General features: G+C 53.9%; 16 protein-coding genes and 1 riboswitch. Of the genes, 3 read left to right on the forward strand and 13 right to left on the reverse strand.

Annotated elements, in window-relative coordinates:
- Positions 1–253 precede the first annotated feature (253 nt).
- The 7 genes from cobT to KTT_RS03280 form a co-directional block, all read right to left on the reverse strand.
- Entirely contained in the window at positions 254–1312 is a 1059-nt protein-coding gene (gene cobT / locus KTT_RS03250; RefSeq protein ID WP_126594623.1) for a nicotinate-nucleotide--dimethylbenzimidazole phosphoribosyltransferase, read from the reverse strand.
- Between the two features lie 101 nt (positions 1313–1413).
- Entirely contained in the window at positions 1414–2049 is a 636-nt protein-coding gene (cobO, locus tag KTT_RS03255) for a cob(I)yrinic acid a,c-diamide adenosyltransferase (RefSeq protein WP_126594624.1), read from the reverse strand.
- 20 nt (positions 2050–2069) lie between these two features.
- Complete coding sequence (locus tag KTT_RS03260) at positions 2070–2738, reverse strand: adenosylcobinamide amidohydrolase (protein ID WP_126594625.1); 669 nt, start codon at positions 2736–2738, stop codon at positions 2070–2072.
- Between the two features lie 119 nt (positions 2739–2857).
- On the reverse strand, positions 2858–3970 hold the full coding sequence (locus tag KTT_RS03265; protein WP_126594626.1) for a pyridoxal phosphate-dependent aminotransferase: 1113 nt from the start codon (positions 3968–3970) through the stop codon (positions 2858–2860).
- Positions 3963–4970 carry an adenosylcobinamide-phosphate synthase CbiB gene (gene cbiB / locus KTT_RS03270; RefSeq protein ID WP_126594627.1) on the reverse strand — a complete coding sequence of 336 codons (1008 nt, stop codon included), beginning with the start codon at positions 4968–4970 and terminating at the stop codon, positions 3963–3965. Before cbiB ends, KTT_RS03265 begins: the two co-directional genes overlap by 8 nt.
- A gap of 27 nt (positions 4971–4997) precedes the next feature.
- Positions 4998–6005 carry an ABC transporter substrate-binding protein gene (locus KTT_RS03275; protein ID WP_126594628.1) on the reverse strand — a complete coding sequence of 336 codons (1008 nt, stop codon included), beginning with the start codon at positions 6003–6005 and terminating at the stop codon, positions 4998–5000.
- 121 nt (positions 6006–6126) lie between these two features.
- Positions 6127–6322, reverse strand: a riboswitch (cobalamin riboswitch).
- 219 nt (positions 6323–6541) lie between these two features.
- Positions 6542–7585: a D-2-hydroxyacid dehydrogenase gene (locus KTT_RS03280; protein ID WP_126594629.1), complete on the reverse strand. Its 1044-nt coding sequence runs from the start codon at positions 7583–7585 to the stop codon at positions 6542–6544.
- Between the two features lie 188 nt (positions 7586–7773).
- On the opposite strand from KTT_RS03280, the gene KTT_RS03285 reads away from it, so the two are divergent.
- Complete coding sequence (locus KTT_RS03285) at positions 7774–8688, forward strand: cation diffusion facilitator family transporter (RefSeq protein WP_126594630.1); 915 nt, start codon at positions 7774–7776, stop codon at positions 8686–8688.
- A 37-nt stretch (positions 8689–8725) separates the two neighbouring features.
- Here the strand turns inward: KTT_RS03285 and cobU are convergent, their stop codons facing one another.
- From cobU to KTT_RS03305, 4 genes are read right to left on the reverse strand one after another with little or no spacing between them, the layout of a single operon-like run.
- On the reverse strand, positions 8726–9346 hold the full coding sequence (gene cobU, locus KTT_RS03290) for a bifunctional adenosylcobinamide kinase/adenosylcobinamide-phosphate guanylyltransferase (protein WP_126594631.1): 621 nt from the start codon (positions 9344–9346) through the stop codon (positions 8726–8728).
- Between the two features lie 19 nt (positions 9347–9365).
- The gene (cobS, locus tag KTT_RS03295) at positions 9366–10196 is read right to left on the reverse strand and encodes an adenosylcobinamide-GDP ribazoletransferase (protein ID WP_126594632.1); all 831 of its coding nucleotides are present in this window, start codon (positions 10194–10196) and stop codon (positions 9366–9368) included.
- 3 nt (positions 10197–10199) lie between these two features.
- A complete protein-coding gene (locus tag KTT_RS03300; RefSeq protein ID WP_126594633.1) occupies positions 10200–10934 on the reverse strand; it encodes a histidine phosphatase family protein in 735 nt (244 codons plus the stop codon).
- Positions 10913–12112: an MFS transporter gene (locus tag KTT_RS03305; protein WP_160145607.1), complete on the reverse strand. Its 1200-nt coding sequence runs from the start codon at positions 12110–12112 to the stop codon at positions 10913–10915. The genes KTT_RS03300 and KTT_RS03305 overlap by 22 nt, the downstream gene beginning before the upstream one ends.
- Before the next feature lie 607 nt (positions 12113–12719).
- Between KTT_RS03305 and KTT_RS03310 the strand changes: the two genes are divergently transcribed.
- A complete protein-coding gene (locus KTT_RS03310) occupies positions 12720–14192 on the forward strand; it encodes a serine/threonine protein kinase (RefSeq protein WP_126594635.1) in 1473 nt (490 codons plus the stop codon).
- A 129-nt stretch (positions 14193–14321) separates the two neighbouring features.
- Positions 14322–15278, forward strand: a complete 957-nt coding sequence (locus tag KTT_RS03315; protein WP_126594636.1) for an LLM class F420-dependent oxidoreductase — start codon at positions 14322–14324, stop codon at positions 15276–15278.
- 126 nt (positions 15279–15404) lie between these two features.
- Here KTT_RS03315 and KTT_RS03320 read toward each other — a convergent pair whose 3' ends face one another.
- Together KTT_RS03320 and KTT_RS03325 are read right to left on the reverse strand one after the other, a co-directional pair.
- On the reverse strand, positions 15405–15860 hold the full coding sequence (locus KTT_RS03320) for a MarR family winged helix-turn-helix transcriptional regulator (RefSeq protein ID WP_126594637.1): 456 nt from the start codon (positions 15858–15860) through the stop codon (positions 15405–15407).
- Positions 15861–15875: 15 nt separating this feature from the next.
- Positions 15876–17792 carry a chloride channel protein gene (locus KTT_RS03325; RefSeq protein ID WP_126594638.1) on the reverse strand — a complete coding sequence of 639 codons (1917 nt, stop codon included), beginning with the start codon at positions 17790–17792 and terminating at the stop codon, positions 15876–15878.
- Between the last annotated feature and the right edge of the window lie 191 nt (positions 17793–17983).

Consider the following 17983-nt stretch of genomic DNA (forward strand, 5'->3'; position numbering starts at 1 on the left):
CACATATATTTGTATAAATTACACAAATATATCGTTCGAAGATATACTATCATCAAACTAATTTTGTTAGAACGGCTGAAAAGCATAAAATATTCTGACCATTATTGTGCAAATTGCACAATAATGGTCAGAATGGCGGTTACATAATTCCAATCGCGTGAATATATGCTGCTTTAAAAATACATTTAAAGCATTTGCAACATCACATATTTGTGCTTTATTTACAAAGCGGGGGCTTATTCATGAAACGGATCTATGCATTGTCCTTGTTGCTGACGCTGGCCTCAGAGAAGGTGGCCATCTCTTTGTGCGTACGCAGGGCCCCCTCAATAATGTGCATGGCCAGCACAGCACCGGTGCCTTCACCCAGCCTCAAGTTCAGGTTAAGCAGTGGCTCCAGGTCTAGCTTTTCGAGGATCAGGCGGTGGCCTCGCTCAACCGAAAGGTGGCCGGCGAAAAGATAGTCGCGTACTGTGGGAGCAAGGGACCAGGCTACCAGGGCCGCCGCGCTGGAGATAAAGCCATCGATAATAATCGGGATGCGCCGGGAGGCGGCGGCCAGAATCACGCCAACCAGGCCAGCTATCTCAAGACCTCCCAGCTTTGCCAGCACGTCGAGCGGCTGAGAGATGTCAGGCGCGTTGTGGGCAATGGCACGCTCAATGATGCGAACCTTGTGCGCCAGCTGCTGGTCATCAATACCTGTACCTCGACCGGTGACGTATTCAGCCGGTACGTCCAGTAGACAGGCGCTCAAGGCGCTGGCCGCGGTCGTATTGCCGATCCCCATCTCACCGGTGGCCACCAGGTCCAGACCCTGCTCGGCCAGATTTTCAAGCACCGCAATACCGATGTTGATGGCCTGCAGAACTTCGACCTCGCTCATAGCCGCTTCACGCGCCATATTGGCGGTCCCACGTCGTACTTTACGCGAGAGGAGGTTTGGGTGCTCAAGGTCAGCGGCCACACCGATATCGACTACGATCACATCGGCATGCGCCTGGCGGGCCAGTGCGTTGATAGCCGCGCCGCCAGCCAGAAAGTTGAGTACCATCTGGGGCGTCACGTCTTTGGGATAGGCGCTCACACCCTCGGCGGTTACCCCGTGGTCGGCGGCCATCACCACAACCGCGCGTCGCTGTACAACTGGAATCACGCTCCTGGTGATGCCCGCCACCTGCGCCGCGATCTCTTCCAGGCGTCCCAGACTCCCAGCTGGCTTGGTCAACTGCGCCTGCCGCGCACGAGCCTGCTCGACATAGTTGAAGTCAAGCGGTGTAATACTGCCAATTAAAGCCTTCAGATCAGTCATAAATATACCTTTTTCACAACGATTCAGTTGCCTGATTGATGCGGGAGGTGCAGGAGGGCGGCGAGCCCTCCTGCCGGGGTATGGGGTGTCCCCATAAAAAACTAGAAATCTATGCCCTTCTGGGCCAGGATCCCTTCATGATAAGGATGTTTGATCTCTGTCATCTCGGTAACCAGGTCGGCATAGTCGATCAAAGCCTGAGGGGCGTCGCGCCCGGTGATAATCACATGCATTTTGGGATTGCGGGCCTGCAGCGTGCTCAGTACCTCATTCACGTCGAGCCAGCCGTAATTAATGGCATAGGTGATCTCGTCCATAATCACGATGTCATACTGATTGCTCTCGATCTTTTCGCGACAGAGCTGCCAGCATTGCCGGGCCAGCGCCTTATCATGCTCCAGGTTATCACTGTTCCAGGTAAAACCTTCGCCCAGCGGGATAATCTCTACACCCATTTTCTGGGCGGCGCGAATCTCACCCCATTTGCCAGTCTGGGACTTCAAGAACTGCAACATCACCACGCGCATGTTCTGTCCCCAGGCACGGAACAAGACACCGAGAGCCGCCGTGGTCTTGCCTTTGCCATTGCCTGTGTTGATGATCACCAGTCCTCTGGCTGGCTTGCGATGAGCACGCATCTCGGCCTGCTCTTTACGAATGCGCGCACGCCCATCTTCAGTTAATTCGTCAACTTCGACGGACTCGTTGTGAGTCTCAGAATATTGCTGTTCTTCCATTCTTTTTTTATCCTATTCCATTAAAATTCAGGGTGTACAGAAATACCGCATGGCTTCAGAGCCTGGATCAAACATTCTCTGACCGTAAGTCCGATAAGGTAGCCAACCTCTGTTCCTGGCCCCGCATATGGCAGCGGATCACCACGTCCTGTACAGGCGATGACAAGCGCGTCCGTTGATGTTCCGGTCGCCAGTTCTCCCTGGGACGATCGTACATTACAGGCCGCCAGGGTAGCAACTTTGGACTCCGTAGCCGTGATGACGGCGTTCACCATGGCCGCGACTTCCAGGTTAGCATCTACAAACACAACCATATTAATGGTGCCAGGCGTAAAAACAACTGGCGTGCTGATCCCCGCTGTCATCGCGTTACTGACACCGGCAGTAATAACACTGGCGACCGTCAGATCATCAGAGCGCTGAGTCACACAACGTGTGCCATTGATTGGTACGCCGGTTAGCAGACCGATAAATGGCTCATTCCATGCAACCTGACGAGCAAAACGCTGGAGATCCAACGCTGGCTGACGACAATCATAGTCTCTTGAGACATGGCGATTGAGCACCAGGCGCACGGACTGAAAGCCTCCGCCAACCACTGCCGAAGAGAGTGTGAGTAACCCCGTCTCACTCAATAGCCAGCAAGCCTCGTCTGTAAGCGTCATCGTTACCCCGGGAAAATCCAGCATTCCTGGCAAATATCCTTCTCTATTGATCAACCTACAAACCACATACTTCTTTTAAACGCTCAAGGTTGAGCGAGGAACGCAATAAGTCAGCCAGCTTGTCGTATTCGCTCTGCATAGCCTCAACATATCTTCATCACCTCCTTCAAAGCCTCAACCAGGCGCGACCAATCGGCCTGCGGACGAGTGGCGACTCTGATAAACTGTGGCAGGCCAAAAGAGCTGCAGTCTCGCACTAGTAATCCACGCCGTAGCAACTGTTGACGTACAGACCACGCTGAGCCGGCCTCAAGCAGGCAGAAGTGGGTTCGCGATGGTATAACCCGCCATCCACTCGATCGCAAAGCTTCAAAGAAAGCATGTCGTTCTTCTATCAATCGCAGCATACAGTCTTGTAAATAAGATCTATCAGCCAGAGCCGCCTCGCCAGCGGCGGCAGCTACCGCGCTGACATTCCAGGCCGGTAGCTGCTCCTGAATGCACCGTATCTGTTCAACAGCTCCCACAACATAACCCAGGCGCACGCCTGCCAGGGCGAAATCCTTGGTCAGTGAGCGCAGAACCAGGATATGGTGCATATAGGAGCTATGCAAGAACTCTATAGCAGAGAATGCGTCATTCGGCCACAAAAAATGCCAGTAGGACTCATCCACGATCAGCAACGCATTAAGGCGCTGGCAGGCCGCCAATAGAGCTAAAACCTGTTCGCGTCCCAACCAGCCTCCAGTGGGATTGTTGGGATTGCACAACCAGACCAGGCGTGGCCGTTGCTCATAGAGCCAGTTACAGCAATGCTCAATATTCAGTTGAAAGTCATCGACTTCACAGGTTCGGTAGTCGATGATGCTGGCGCCAGTTACCCTGGAAGCCGCTGCGTATTCGCCAAAGGTAGGATTCAGCAAGGCAGTGGTCTCGCCTGCGCTCAAGAAAGCTCTGGCGATGGCCCAGATCAATTCGCTACTGCCATTACCGCACACAAGTGTATCAATGGATAACCCGGCGGCAACCAGTTCATGCTGCACGATTGCACGGCGCAATTGTCTGCATTCACGATCTGGATAACGATCCAATACTACATCATTCAAAGCTATACGCACTCGTGGGGAAGGGCCATAAGGATTGGAATTGACGCTAAAATCCAACACGTCGTCCGCCTGTAAACCCAGCTGTTCTAGCTCGGCATAATCGATAGCGCCATGAATTGCACGTGAGGATGGGTGAATAGCATCAGACATGGCATTTGCTTTTCCAGAGATAGGTGGTCAACATGGTGCATACCACTGCGATCGCACCTACATAGCCAACGAGGCGTTCAGCTCGCTTGATATCCAATACCCCCACCATATGTTCAGCATCACCCAGGCAATAAGACCCTGCCTTTTCCAGTTGTATACCCAGGGCTCCCGCAGCTGCCGCCATTGGCTGCCCAGCATTGGGACTCTCGGTCTTATACCTATCGCGCAACCAGATGCGGCAGGCCCGGCCGCTCTCTCCACCATAAAAAGGAGCCAGGACGATAATGAATACAGAGGTCAGCCGCGCGGGGATAAAATTGAGCAGATCATCCAGCCGCGCCGACGCTTTTCCCAGATATTCATACTGGTCATGATAGCCAATCATCGAATCAAACGTGTTGATCAACCGATACAGCATAGCCCCCGGTAAGCCAAAAAGGGTATAGTAGAAGAGAGGAGCCACCACCGAGTCACTCATATTTTCGGCCAGTGATTCTACAGCCGCAGCCGCCGCCAGCTCCTCTGACAGCTGAGTACGATCACGACTCACCAGACTACGCAGGGCCTCCCGGGCCTCCGGAAGATCTTGCTGTTCCAGGGCTACCCGCACCGATTTTCCTGCGCCGGCCAGCATGCGCCAGGCAAAAAATGGTTTGAGCATACCACCCAGCAACATAGTCGAACCCACAAACGCGATACGTGGACCATACCAGCGCCGCACTGCGCTATAAAACCAGTTTACAACCTTTTGCAGCAGCAGGGCAAAAGGACAAACAATACCGGTAGCTAGCAACGGCATCAGGATTCCATAGACCAGCTGTGCACGAGATCCACGAGGCGCGAAGCCCTGCAGCCAGCGAATCAGATATCCATACCAGACCACGGGGTGCAGAGGAGAGGGAGGCTCGCCGAGTACATCAAATCCACAGGCGACCAGCAGAGCCAGCGCCCCCTCCAGCGCATACCGTTTTTGTTTTTTCTTCTGCCCATTACTTCTCATAGAAGAGAAACCTTCTTCAACGAATTACTATACGCTGGCCGTACAATAGCTCGGCAGCGCGCCGGAAAACTTGTCGGGATGCACAACCTGGGCCAGGCAGCGCAATCCCTGCACGATGCGGGGGCCAGGACGCTGCATGATATCAGAATTAATGTGATAGACATGGTGGGATTTTACCGCCGCGATGCCACCCCAGTTTGCTCGCTTGTATACTACAGATGGCTGACCACCATACATCGGATCCTCGGTAAGGATGATATATTGCGGATTGGCGGCGATAATGGCCTCATCGGTTACCTGCGGATAGCCGCCATTGGTGGTATTGCTGTGGAAGATATTGGTGGCGTTGGCATAGCTGGCCATCTCATCGCCAAAGGAACCTCCACCAAAGACATAGGGCTTGCCGGGCGTGCTATCGTCAACTTCCAGCAGGGTTTTGGTCGCGGCTGTCCCTTTGACCTGACTCTGCACCTGGGCGATCTGCTGCTTCATCTGCGCCACCAGCGCATTGGCCACGCTCTCGGTATGCGTCAAGCGGCCGATCAGCACGATCTGATCCAGCGTCTGCGCGATATTGGGTGACGGAAGATCGACCACCTGCAACCCTAATTGAGACAACTGGGTATCATATTTCTTGGACAATCCGCCTGAGCTCAAAACCAGGTCCGGCTTCAGGGCCACGATGGCCTCCACATTGATGCCCGAACTACTCGAAACCTTTTTCAGGCCGGCCAGCGAGGCTGGATAGTTGGTGAACGCATCGACGCCAACGACCCGCTTCTCCAGGTGGAGGGCGCCCAGAATTTCACTGATGCTGGGTGCCAGCGACACGATGCGCTGCGGTGCCGTTTTCGGGATCGCGATCGGAGTTCCATACGCGTCCAGCGCGGGAGTTGGCGTGGGGGTAGCTTGCGCGGCAGGTGTGCTGCCGCCCGACGTCTGGGAATTATTGCCCTGCCCACAGGAGGCCAGAATGAGTACCAGGCCCAGTAAGAAGACGCTTAATAAACGTAGTGAGATGACATGGGTGCGCATATGATGTGTATCCTTCTAAATAACGCCCACGGTCACCTCGCGAAAAATAGCAGCCAGCCAGGACAACAAAAGGCAAAAGAGAAGAATGCCTGGGTAGCTCGCTCCTTTTACGCGAAGGATGAAGAGCATCACTCACCAGGCAGGTCTCCTGACTTCTGGCATACTTACGCGGCCTTCCCATTCGAGCAAGAAAGAACAGTGGCAAGAGGTGCAATAAGCCTGTACCAGTTACAGTAGCGCGACTGCGTCGGATTTTCACCGACTTCCCTATTCTGTCAGGACTTCTTGTCCTGACCACCTGGTGAACCAAAAAAGTTGAGTTATTTACTCAGCTAGTATACCGAGGTTTATCCGCTTATGTCAATAAACGCGTTACTTCCCCAGGGCCATTCAAAAGTCTTTTTTGCCGCCTTCGGCGGCGGCGAGAGGGTAAGTGGGGACTGATCATGCCCCCGGCATGCTCGCCCACGCCCCGCAAGGGGCTAGCCGCCCCTTGACCCCGCTGAGTGCTACTTTAAAATAGCCCTGTTACTTCCCTAATAGCCGCGTTCCTTATTGACTGTGTTGTAAAGCGGCTCGCCCTTGAGATAGCGGCGCAGGTTTTCGGTAAAGATCATGGCCACGCGATCATTATAGTGAGGCGTCATACCCGAGATATGGGGACTCATGATGACATTGGGAAGGCCGAAGAAAGGGCTGCTGTCGGGCAGCGGCTCATCCGCAAAAACGTCCAGGGCGGCCCCGGCAATCTCTTTTTCCTTTAAGGCCTTGATCAGGTCGGGCTCCTTACATACGTCGCCGCGCGCAATGTTTATGAATAATGCGCTCTCCTTCATGGCGTGAAACGCCGTAGCATCAAACATCCCCCTGGTATCGGGTGTCAACGGCACCGCGGCGACGACCACGTCGCTCTCGGCCAGGGCCTGCTGGAACTGATCTTTTGTATAATAGTGATCAGGCAGCTTCCCCTCTGGATCCCCAATATCCGGGAAAAGAAATCCGCGATCACGATGATCTGGTCGCTGCTCCATGGCGATGATGCGCATACCAAAGGATTTGGCCAGCCGGGCAACTTCACGACCGATACTACCATAGCCAACCACGTTAAGCGTTTTACCACGCAATTCTTCAGGCATGAACAGATCGCGTCCATGCTCGTCGGGCCAGTGCCCCTCCTGCTTCCAGCTACCGAACTGGTGATACCGATGGAACCAGGTCAGCATCGTCGTCAAGACGTATTCGGCGATATTAACCGCGTGCACGCCGCTGGCCGTGGTAATAATAGCATTGGACTTCGCCAGCGGACCGGTAAAAGCCTGGTTGGCACCAGCGGAATAAAGCTGAACCCAGCGCAGGTTGGGCGCCTGTTCTGGTGTGGGGAAAGCTCCCAGGGTAAAGAGGATCTCCACATTTTCCCACAACTCATCCGGAATATCGGCCGCCTTCGCCCAGGGCCGTAGTTCAATAGTAAAATCGGGCGCAATCTCTTTTATCCGATCATTCCAGCTATCCGCCAGCTGAGCGGTAATCAGGATGGTGCGCCGGGAATCATTGATGTGCTCCAAAGCAAAATCCTCCATGCATTTTTCCTTTTTATGTTATCACGCACAAACCCTGTACAGCAGATTAACCATTGCCCGGTAGAGTTAGCCAATGAGCACTTTTTTTACTCCCTTTTGATCAATCGTTCGTACTACATAGAGATGGTCATATGTGTAAGTATCAGTCAGCTGGTTTCATGATAGCTGGCTGAAAACGAGAGGATTGTATGAAGCAAACTTCGCTCCGTTTGTACATGTTCTTATCAATCGCTGCCGCGCTAGCCACCATGGCGGTGAAGTTTATCGGATATTTTCTAACCGGGTCGGTGGGACTATTTTCAGACGCGGCCGAGTCAGTGGTGAATCTGGTGGCGGCGCTGGTTGGACTGTGGGCCCTAACACTGGCCGCGCGTCCGGCTGATGAAGATCATGCCTATGGGCATACCAAGTCCGAATATTTCTCCAGCGGAGTCGAGGGCGCGCTCATCCTGGTGGCGGCCTTGATTATCGCCATCGAGTCGGTTCCCCGCCTCTTTCATCCCGAACCAATTGACCAGCCATTTCTGGGTCTGGGCTTCTCGGTCTTCGGCGCCATCATCAACGGTGTGCTGGCCTGGTTTATGCTGCAGGCAGGCAGGCGACAGCGCTCGATTACCCTGGAAGCAGACGCCCACCATTTGTTCGCCGATGTGATGACAACGGTGGGCGTGCTGGTGGGAGTTCTGCTGGTCGCCATCACCAGGTGGTACATCCTGGACCCGATTGTGGCGCTACTGGTCGCCATCAACATTATCTGGACCGGCACAAAGCTGCTGCGCCAGACAGGTCTGGGATTGCTCGATACGGCCCTGCCAAAAGAAGATATCGACATCGTCAATAACGTCATAGAGCCATATCGCCAGCAAGACATCGATTTTCATGCCCTGCGCAGCAGAATGGCCGGGCGCAGGCGCTTCGTGTCCTTCCACGTGATTGTGCCAGGCGATTGGACAGTACAGAGAGGGCACACCATCTGTGAAGAAATAGAGATCGCCATTCATAAAGCCCTGCCGGATAGCACGGTCTTCACCCACCTCGAACCGAAAGAAGATCCCGTAACCTTCCAGGATATAGAACTGGATCGAGATCCAATCAAGTCTTGAGCATTTCCCAGGCTGGGCTGATGGGGCGGGACGGTAATTAAAGCGTTGCCGCTTCATCCAACCGCTTGATGTCTACGCCCAATCCTGCCACCATCAGGTAGACGCGGGTGGCGGCGGCAGCGATGCGTTGATTGACCAGTCCTAACACGTCACGATAGATGCGTCCGAGGGCATACGCCGGGACAATGCCAAGGCCGACCTCATTGCTCACCACGACCAGGGTCTTGCCCGGCTCCAATTCTGAAACCGCCTGCAGTAGGGCATCAATCTCCTGCAGAGCTCCAGCATAGTGCCGCGCGCTGATCGTATTGTCGTTCTCCAATTGCGCGCTATTATCCTGCGAGAAGAGCCAGTTGGAGAGCCAGACCGTCAAACAATCCAGGATCACGACGTCGGCCGCAGCGGCCGCCTGCCGTAGCGCCGCTGCCAGGTGAAGCGGCTCTTCGATCGTTCGCCAGTCAGCGGGACGGGAAGACTGGTGACGAGCGATGCGATCGCGCATATCTTCATCAATCGCTATGGCGGTGGCAATGAAGGCCACGCTGCGCCCGCTCTTTGTGGCCAGTCGCTCAGCAAACGTACTCTTCCCACTGCGCGCTCCACCCAGCAGGAGCACCAGGCCTGGGCCCTCGTCTATATCCGCATTTCTATCAGTCATACTTTCATCTCTTCCCTATTTATAGCCAGAAGCGTAGCAGCGTCCACAACAGGAGTAACGCCACCTCCATCAGTTCAGCGAACGTGCCATAGCTATCCCCGGTCAGACCACCCAGTTGAGCGGTAATCCATCTACCTACCAGCCAGGTTAACAGCGTGGCCACCAGGCACAAAACCAGTCCCATCACATGACCTATCAGGCCGGCAATCAACAGCGCCAGGACAGTGGCGCAGACCAGGCGCGTACGCGTCACAGTCTGGCGAAAGGCCACTCCCAACCCCTCCTTACGAGCGGGGGGAAAAGCATACATCGCCAGCACCATGGTCCAACGCGAGATTGGGAGAATGGTCAGCAGAGCCCAGGGCACGAACTGGCGATCTAGACTCGCCAGCAACGCGAATTTGAGCAGGAGGATGCTGCCGCCCCCCAGCATGCCAAAGCTGCCGAGGCGACTATCGCGCATAATCTCAAGCTTGCTCTCGCGATTGTGTCCCCCGAACAGGCCATCGCAGGTATCCATTAAACCATCCAGGTGTAGGCCTCCGCTCAATATAATCAGGAGTACGACCAGTAAAGCGGCCAGCACCAGCGGAGAAAGCAGCGCGCCAGCCACCTGGACCAGCAAAGCAGGCGCGACCGCCAGCAATAAGCCTACCAGCGGGAAATAAGCGCTACCCAGAAACAACCTGCTATCGGCCTGGCTACCGTCGGTACGAAAAAGCCGGTTACTGCCCGGAACCGGCAGAGTTGTCAGGAAACGGATAGCGGCCACCAGCTCTTTATATTGATCAAGCCACCAATTGCGGCGCACTGCTACTTCAGGATCAGTAGCAGGGTAGGTCTCAGGCATCCGTCATCGCTTCTCCATCCTCTTATTTTCTATGTCTATATGAATTTCTGTCTGATGATAATTGAGCAATGCCAGTGTTGTGGTCGCGGGCACATCTCTTGCCTCGGCCACAAAATCGATGGCACTGATCGAGCCGTGGGCAAACTGTAACTGCCACTGACGCTCAAACGGTATGCCCAGCAGCGAACAGAGCAGCACACGCAGTGGGCCCGCGTGGCTGACTAATGCGAGCTCTCCAGATGGTAAGCGCAAAGAGTCCTGTACCAGTTGCGCGAAGCCTTCCTGCACGCGCTGCTGTAGCACGGCCAGGGTCTCTCCACCTGGAGGTGAAAACTGCATAGGCTGCTTAAAGAAGCCCAGTTGATCCGGATAGCGCTCCGCCACCTCCGCATAAGTCAACCCTTCCCACGCGCCAAATGAAAGCTCACGCCAGGCGGCGGAGGTCTGCACTACCAGAGGTTCTGGTAACTGAAGCGCCAGGATCGACGCGGTCTGACGCGTCCGTCGCAGATCGCTGGCATATAGAGCGACCAGCGGTCGTGAGCACAGATAGATCCCCACCCACCGAGCCTGTGAAGTGCCCACGTCAGATAGAGGAACATCATGCTGCCCGCAGAGACGCCCCTGGCTATTCCAGTCGGTCACTCCGTGACGGACCAGCCAGAGTCGGCGTACATAGGGCTCATCGCGCGTCCCTTCCGTTCCTCTTACCGCTGCTAGTGGTGACTGATCTGCCATGTTGTCTTATTCCTCTTCACTCGAAATATTATCCACCAGAATAGCAGCATCAGCAGGGTCAGGGCAAGATTATAGGGCAACAGGGACCAGATGCCAAAGTACTGCGCCAGGATACCAGCGATACCAGGAAAGACGGAGGTGCCAAAGATACTCAAGCTCACCAGAAAACCGATCGCACTGGTCACAACACGACCTGGAACGAGGCTGGGGGTGAGCGCAACCGTCGTCGGATAGATGGGTCCCAGACAGTAGCCAATGATGCAAAAACCAATGGCTGCCACGCTATCAAAGGGTAACCACCAGATCAAGATGGCACACAGCGCGACAATGATCGTACAGATATACAATAGGCGCACGTCGCTCATGCGCAGACGCCGGGCAAGCTGGCTCAGGGTAAAGCGCCCCAGGGTCAATCCCAACCAGTAGCCACTGACGATCCAGCTGGATAAGGCGATCTGCTGATGCCGCCCTTCAACCAGGAAGCTATAGGTCCAGTTACCAACGCTCACCTCCACCCCCACATAGAGTAACAGAAATATACACAAAAGCCAGACAATCGGCAACTTCAATGCCGCTATCCAGGCACTGCTGGTCCCTGTGTTTTCGACCTCACTACCGACGACGCGAGGCGGCTCCGCGCTAAAGGTCAGTGCCACACCCAGTAAGAAAGGGATACTGAGCAGCATCCAGAGATAAAAGACACTGCTCCAACCCCAGGCGGTTGTGAGCAGGAATGCCGCCACCAGCGGACCAAATAATGCTCCCGCTCCATAGAAAGCATGCAGGGTATTGAGCTGAGAAGCATGGCGTGCCTGCGCTACGACATAAGCATTCAGCCCCATCTCGATCATGGCAACCCCAAGACCCATAAAGAGCCTTGTCGCCAGCACAATGCCGAAAGCAGGTTTGATGCCAAGCGTCAAGGCCCCAAAAAAAAATGTAATGGTGCCAACCACCAGAAAAAGACGCATGCCCAGACGTTCTAATATAATACTACTGAACAAAGCCGAAATAAAATAACCTATTGAAGAAGTAACAAAAATAAGGCCGATGACAGATTTATCCACCCCATAATAACGACTCATGTCGGGCAACAATACCCCAAAGGCTCCGCTATACAAACCAATCAATACAAAACCGAAAAAAGACAATAGCATTTGTAGAAACGATCGTTTCACAGCATCCATCCTTGCTATAGCATCGTGAGACATCATGCAAATATGCATTTTAGTATAACATCAACGCTGCTCGCTGAGGGGTATAAAACCAGGGATTCGTGCCTCCGGCCCCTGACACTACGCGCCTTCGGCGCTCACATTTATTTTTTAATGGATGGTGCCACATCATGGCCGGGTGCGAATGCACCCGGCCATGATGTGGCACCATCCATTAAAAAATAATAAGGCGGCTGCGTATGCGGGCGCACGAAAGGGAGTGGCCATGCTGACAAACGCACGAAAGGGGGCGGCCACGCTGACGAACGCACGAAAGGGGGCGGCCATGCTGACGAACGCACGAAAAAAGGGGGGGCTTGCTGCCTTTCAAGTATAGGTTTTTAGCAGACAAGCGGGGATGCAAGGGGCGGCTAGCCCCTTGACTGGGGGTTTGGGGGCTGTGCCCCCAACTCTTCCCCCTCTCCCGCCGCCCGAAGGGCGGCATTACAGGGCCTGGGGGCGTAGCCCCTGAAAAAACCTATACCTGTAAGGGGCTTGCTGTCCGCACGGAAAGCACAAAAAGAACTACGTATTTTGCATCTTTAATGCTCCACTAAACCGTACCATACTTATGATGGAGTTTATTGGGACACAGTTGGGGAATTACCGCATCTTGAAGCGTCTGGGGCACGGTGGATTCGCGGATGTCTATCTTGGTGAACATGTCTATCTCCATACACAGGCGGCAATCAAAATTCTACATGCACAGATTGCGCAGGAGGAGATAGATCGTTTTAGCAATGAGGCACAGGTCATTGCACACCTGATACATCCACATATTATCCGCGTGCTGGACTTTGGTGTGGAGAATAGCACGCCCTTTCTGGTAATGGAGTACGCGACCGGGGGAACGCTGCGCCAGCAGGTGCCACGAGGTACGCGTCTGGGAACCGCGGCTTTTATGCCCTATGTGCAACAGGTGGCCTCTGCCCTGCAATATGCCCATGACCAGAAATTGATTCACCGGGATGTGAAGCCGCAGAACATGCTGCTGGACCAGCATGGAGAACTCAGGCTCAGTGATTTCGGGATTGCCGCCATTGAACAGACATCGCAGAACCAGCAGACTGAGGAAGCTGTTCTTGGCACTATCGCATACATGGCCCCCGAGCAACTCCAGGGCAAAGCCCGGCCAGCCAGTGATCAATATTCTCTGGCTATCGTGGTCTATGAATGGCTGGCCGGTCATCGACCATTTGCGGGCTCCCATGTCGAATTGATCACCCAGCATCTGACCGCTCCACCACCACCAATCGATGAACAGGCATTGCAGATACCGCACGCGTTCACCGAGGTACTCTTCAAAGCCCTGGCAAAAGATCCACATGCGCGCTTTGCGTGTGTACAGAACTTCGCCGATGCATTGGAGCAGACCCTTGATCCCAGAAGAACACCTACCACCATCACGACGCCGCCCACATCCAGAACTGATGCGGCTGAACAGAGAACATCACACGTATCGACAACCCGGTTACCCGCAGCCGCGAGTCTTCCACAGACGGCAGCAGTAGGATTTCAACCACAGATGGCTCAGAGTATCAGTAGCGATGGACGCTTTACATCGATCATGACAAGATCAAAGCCGGTGGTTAAAAAGGCAGCCGGCTGCACACGCAATCTGGTTCTAACCCTGCTGATCATCCCCTTGCTGCTCTGTGGGCTGGGATTTGCGGGGTATAGCTACCTCATCAATCGCAATCCTCCGTCGCAAGCCACCGAGATTGCCAATAACTTCATGGGTGCCCTGCGCGCCCGCAACTACGAGCAGGCATACAACGATCTAGGCGCCACAGTCGGCGAACACGACAGCTTCATCAAACAGGCCCAGGGAGAAGATCGCTGTTATGGGCCGGTCACCAACTATACCGAAACCAGCTCAATCGCCCCCAATGGCACCCAGGTTCATAACTACACGATTACGCGCTCCCACCTGAGCAAATCCTATCATCTCCATCTGACACTGGGCAAAGACTTCTGGGGAAACTGGCACGTCACCGATTACAATAGCGACGTCTTGAGCGGCAATCCAGCCTGCAACGCTTGATTCTACTACTTAGAATACCAATCCCTACCGTCTGTACTTGACATTTTGCCTCTCCATCAACCTTAAATAAAGATGGTAATCGTTTTCTACCTATTTAATACAATCTGGAAAGAAAGGGGTATCTACCTGATGGCTTTAAAATTTGGTGTGATTGTTCCCCAGGGGTGGCGCATGGATCTGGTGGGCATTACAGATCCGGTGGAAGGTTATGAGACGATGACGCGTGTGGCCCAGGAGGCTGAGAACCTTGGCTTCGATTCGATCTGGCTGTTTGACCACTTCCATACGGTTCCCCAGCCCACGCAGGAGCCAACGTTTGAATGCTGGACCAGCACGGCGGCGCTATCCCGCGACACAAAGCGGGTACGCATCGGTCAGATGGTGACCTGCAATAGCTATCGCAATCCCGCTTTGCTGGCGAAGATGGCCAGTACGGTGGATGTACTCAGCCATGGACGCCTGAACTTTGGCATCGGCGCCGGCTGGTATGAGCATGAATACAATGCCTATGGCTATGACTTTCCCGATGGTCCCACGCGCCTGCGCCAGTTGCGCGATGCCCTGCGCATTATTCGGGCGATGTGGACAGAAGAGGAAGCTACGGTCGAGGGCAAATATCTGCACGTCAATGGTGCCATCAATCAGCCCAAAGGAGTACAGAAACCGCATATCCCCCTGCTGATCGGAGGCGCGGGCGAAAAAGTGACCCTGAAGCTGGTAGCGCAGTACGCGGATGCCTGTAACATTCAACATCTGGACAATGAGGGTCTGGCCCGCAAGTTCTCCATCATCAAAGAGCACTGCGACAACGTTGGTCGCGATTACAACTCAATCTGGAGGACAGTGCTGTTCAACTGTGCCATTGCGGAAACCGATCAGGAAGCGCTGGCCAAAAGCGCCCCATATCAGCGCAACGTCCCGGCGGATCGCATCCGTCAGCAGGCACTGGTTGGTACTCCGGACGCCATCTACAAGCGCGTCCAGGAGATTGAGCAGGCCGGCGCCCAGGAATTGATTATCTTCCTGCAGGACTCCGCCCAGCTGGAATCCTTGCGTATGTTCGCCAAAGCCTGTATCAACAGATAACCAATAAAAAGTGTGTCTAACACTTTTTATTGGTTATCATGAATACTCACGCCCGGGCAGCCGCCCTGGTTATCAGGAGGTGCATCGGGTACGCGAACGCGTACCCGATGCACCTCCTCCTATGGGTCAAGATGTAGCACCGGATCTATCTGGCAGCGATTGGGTGGGCTCACCAATCAAGGCATTCAAAGCTTCTACCAGAGCAGGGCCAGACGAGCGTAATTCAGTTCGATGAAGCAGCGACAGTTTCTTCAGGATGTCTTCACCGGTTGGGGTCAGCGTGATGAACACACGGCGCTGGTCAACGGTGTCACGAGTGCGCTCAATCAGACCATGCTCAGCCATGCGGTCGAGAAGTTCAACCGTGCTGTGGTGCCGCAATTGTAAACGCTCAGCGATATCGCGAATCGTGGGTGAACCACGCAGGGAAAGTCCTTTAACAGCCAGTAACAGTTGATGCTGCTGTGGTTCCAACGCGGCCGCGCGAGCCGCCTCCTCACTGAAATGGAGAAAGCGGCGGATCGCATAGCGGAACTCACTCAAAGCGGAATAGTCATTATCAGTCAACACTTCATCAAACATAAACAAACTCCATTCTTAGGAATGCACTCGTTCGCCAGGCTCCTGCTCCTCTTCTCCCCCTACGTTCTCTACTTCTTCCACAACCTCTGTTGTGTTCGGCTGTCCACGTCTCGGCAAGAACAGGCGCAGACGCAAAGGACGTTCACGCCGGCGCTCCTCTTCCAGATTATGCGAACGGGCCTTGAGGAGCGCGCTCAGCGAAATTATGCCCAGTAATTTTGATGAGGTTTCGCTCTCGACAACCGGGAAACAGGTATAACCGCTGGCAGCCATTCGATTGATTACATAACGCAATGGCTCATCAGCATAGGCCACGACAGGCTGCTGCTTGATCAATTTACCAATCGACTCCGATGAAGCACTCTCTTGCTGTATGAAACGCTGCAAATCATGGCGCGTTACCACGCCCACCAGCAATTCCTCCTCGTTCAGGACCGGGAAGAGATGCTGTATACGCTCCTGCTTCTCCAATTCATCTTGCACCGATTGGGGCAAGGCCGTTGGCAAAAGCGAATCAGACAAGGCTACCACATCGGTGCGCATCACTTCACGTACAAAGAGCAATTCCAGTGGATCAATCGCGTACTCTCGACTAAGGTGGTAGCCACGGCGACTAATCTTTTCCGTTAAAATCGAGCGGCGCATCAATAATACGATAAGAGCATAAGCAACCATTACAGCAATGACCAGCGGTATTAACGCGTTGAAATCGTGCGTCAACTCCAGGGCAAAGATAATGGCAGTAAAAGGCGAGCCTATTGTAGCACCCAGGACAGCCGCCATGCTAATTAACGCCCAGAAACCTGCTCCTTCATTGGGGAGGAACATCGCTTCAATACCACCCAGCGCACACCCTACCATGAGCAAAGGTGCCAGCACACCACCCGATGTACCAGAACCTAGAGAAACACTCCAGATAATGGATTTGACCAGCAGTACCCCTAGTATGATCTTGATCGAAACATCCCCTTGCAGCAATGCACCAATTGTATCATAACCCACACCCAAAGCCTGTGGGAAAATCAATCCACCAATGCCGATCACCAGACCACCCAGCATCGGCCACCACATCCAATGAATAGGCAGGCGATGAAAAAAATCTTCACTGCCATACACCATCATCGTTAGCAAAGCCGCGGCACCGCCACCCAGCAGTCCCACCAGCACACAGCCGAGAAAACCTACCGGGCCAATAAAAGCGCTATGCGGTGGTACGGGAAAAAGTGGCCCATTCCCCAGCAGGTAGTGGCGCAGGATGGCAGCGGTGGCGCTGGCCAGCGCCACCGGCACCAGGCTGCGTGGCTTCCACTCAAACAGTAACAATTCCACCGCCAGCAGGATGGAAGCGATGGGGGCGGCAAATGTCGCCGACATGCCGGCCGCCGCTCCCGCAACCAGTAACGTCTTGCGCTCCACGCTGGTCAGATGAAAAAATTGCGCCACCATCGAGCCAAACGCCCCACCGGTCATAATAATGGGGCCCTCAGCACCAAAAGGACCACCGGACCCGATCGAGATGGCCGAGGCAATTGGCTTGAGGAGCGCTACCTTTGGCTCAACCTTACTCCCATTGATCAAAATTGATTCAATGGCTTCAGGAATACCATGACCTCGAATGCGTTCAGAGCCATAGCGCGCCATCAAACCGATGATCAAAGCCCCCACTACAGGTACCAGCACTTCCAATAGCCCCAGTTTGTTCCCCACTGGCGAGACCAGATTCAAGCCCCAACGTTGATAAAAGAAAAGATTGGTAAATAACCCGATGAGCTTCAATAAAATGACGGCAATAAATGCACTACAAATACCAATACCAATAGCCAACACCGCGATAAAGAGCATGCGTGGAGTGGTAGTAAAATCCCCCAGCTTCTTCACAGGGATAGAATCTTCTAATAAATCTGCCTGACCATCAGAATGAGTTGATGCCATAGACCAAACCTCTCCCTTGTAATTACAAAGTATGATCGTTTAAACTTCTTAATTATATCGTACCACGATACAAATGCCAACAGTAAAAACATGAGACATCCCGAATTTTAAGGTCGGGTTTGTAAAAAGACACCTCCTGAGCGAGACTGAAGGAAAAACAGACCACCATTCAGTCAATCCAGGAGGTGTTG

This window comes from Dictyobacter aurantiacus (assembly GCF_003967515.1).
GTDB classification, from domain to species: domain Bacteria; phylum Chloroflexota; class Ktedonobacteria; order Ktedonobacterales; family Ktedonobacteraceae; genus Dictyobacter; species Dictyobacter aurantiacus.